Origin of the sequence: Nioella ostreopsis (assembly GCF_004000255.1) — a bacterium.
Classification (GTDB): Bacteria; Pseudomonadota; Alphaproteobacteria; order Rhodobacterales; family Rhodobacteraceae; genus Nioella; species Nioella ostreopsis.
The window spans coordinates 1-2017 of record NZ_RCIQ01000063.1 but is presented as its reverse complement, the minus strand read 5'-3'; the positions used below and the strand labels follow the sequence as shown (position 1 = coordinate 2017).

Here is a 2017-nt window from a genome sequence, read left to right as displayed (position 1 = left end):
GAGCGACAGCCGCGAATTATTCGCTCAACTGGGACTTCTGACTACAACAGCGGAGAAGCTCATGCCGTGCTTCTCCGCCAGCGAATCTCGACCGGATGAGCTCGAGAACTGAACTGATGCAGTGGATGCCCCAACAACGGCATCTCATCTGCCATGATGGTTCTATCGGAACCAAACTGAGGGCACATCGATGACGACGAAGATCAGCATGCTGGCTATTGGACGTGTCCCGTTTTCGTGCCGCCCCAAGTGCTCGTTTAGGCCACTTTCTTTTTGAAGGGGACCGGGCTTTTCCAGCCCAAGGCTGAGTGCCGTCGGCGCGGATTGTAAAAGCCGTTGATGTACTGGAAGCTGGCCAGTTCGGCGTCCCTGCGCGTGTGCCATGGTCTCCGCCAGATCAACTCTGCCTTGATCGTTTTGAAGAATGTCTCGACGGCAGAGTTATCGTAGCAATCGCCCTTGCCGCTCATCGATACTTGGAATCCGTGCTGGCGAAGGAGTTTCTGATAATCGTGTGAACAATATTGGCTACCACGGTCGGTGTGGTGAATGCAGCCCCTGGGCGGTTGACGGAGCGCCACAGCCATCTTCAACGCCCGGATCGCCAGATCTCGCTTCATCCGGTTGCTCACCGCCCAGCCAATGACACGGCGGGAATGCAGGTCGAGGATGACCGCCAGGTAGAGCCAGCCTTCTCGTGTCCAGACATAGCTGATATCGCCGGCCCACTTCCGGTTCGGCTGATCTGCACGGAAGTCCCGGTTCAGCAGGTTGGGCGCGATGTTGAAGGCGTGGTTGCTGTCGGTCGTCACCTTGTATTTCTTCGACCTTTCAACCTGTATGCCGTTTTCCTGCATCAACCGGCCCACCCGACGGTGACCGACGTTCAGACCGATCTCCTTCAGCTCTTCGGTCATCCGTGGACGGCCATAACTGCCCAGGCTTAGACGGGATTGTTCCTTGATGTGTGCCAGCAAAATCATGTCAGTCCGTTGCCTTTGACTGGCAGGTCGGCTGCGATAGGCCCGCAGGCCACGTTCGCTGACATCCAGAACCTTGCAAAGGCGATTGGTCGGGAATTCGCCGCCATGCTCTTCGATGAACCGGAACCTCATGGCTTTTGGCTCTCGAAGAAGGCCGTGGCCTTTTTTAGAATATCCCTCTCCTCCTTCAGGATACGGTTTTCCCGCCGAAGCCGTTCATTTTCGCGGGCAAGGTCCAGATCCTTGTCGGACACAACGTCAGCATCGCGATGGGCCGTGCCCCACTTGTTCAGCGTCGAAAGCCCGACACCTAAATCCGATGCCACCTGTTTGCGTGTCAGCCCGCTCGTCAACGCGATCCGAACTGCATCAGCACGGAATTCTTCCCTTCGTTTCAGTCCCATAGTTGGTCTCCTTCGCTGCAATAAATGCTATCAAAGGAGCGGCATCAAACCGTGACACGTCCACAGTTACCTCGCTCTCGCGCTGAGAGCGGAGAGTNTCGGGGATAGGCTTTCACTGCGATATCTTCCATTTGCGCAAAGTCGGCAGCCCTTCTTGTAGATGACTGCGCAGCGTCTCTCGCAGAATGGACAGAGGAACCAATAACGAACTCCGCCGAAGTGACAGGGTGTGGATTCGACAGCCACTCGATGGCCAAGCACGTACACCGATAGCTCGCCTGACAGGTCGATGTCACCGACACGCACCGCTTGCGCAAAGTCACAAATCATTTGGGAAGTTTGGCTACTCATGGGCATCGCCTCGGCTACGATTGGACCGCGGTTTTCCTGTCCGTTCACGTGCATCTTGGAAATAGCACCGTGCGTATTCGACAAGATCTGTGTACTGGTTGTTCGGTGGGTAGCGAGAAGGGAGCATGAAGCCCTGCTGCCCGTCTTTTTCGGCAGTGAGATTGAGCTCCTCCAGCGATCCGAAGCCATCTGCTACCAGCCATTCGGTCCACTGGGTGATCGCAAGATCATTGTCTTCGGCGACGAAAAGCGTCGGGTATGGACAGATCGGTTTCCGCG

Annotated in this window: 2 protein-coding genes; both read right to left on the bottom strand. The window is 56.1% G+C overall.

Annotated elements, in window-relative coordinates:
- Nucleotides 1-257: 257 nt before the first annotated feature.
- A protein-coding gene (locus EP237_RS22770) for an IS3 family transposase (protein WP_127563095.1) occupies nucleotides 258-1387 on the bottom strand; the annotation gives its coding sequence in 2 pieces (ribosomal slippage) (nucleotides 258-1144 and nucleotides 1144-1387; 1131 coding nt in all).
- A 343-nt stretch (nucleotides 1388-1730) separates the two neighbouring features.
- On the bottom strand, nucleotides 1731-2017 hold a 287-nt coding region (locus tag EP237_RS23375; protein ID WP_206052353.1), incomplete at its 5' end, for a hypothetical protein.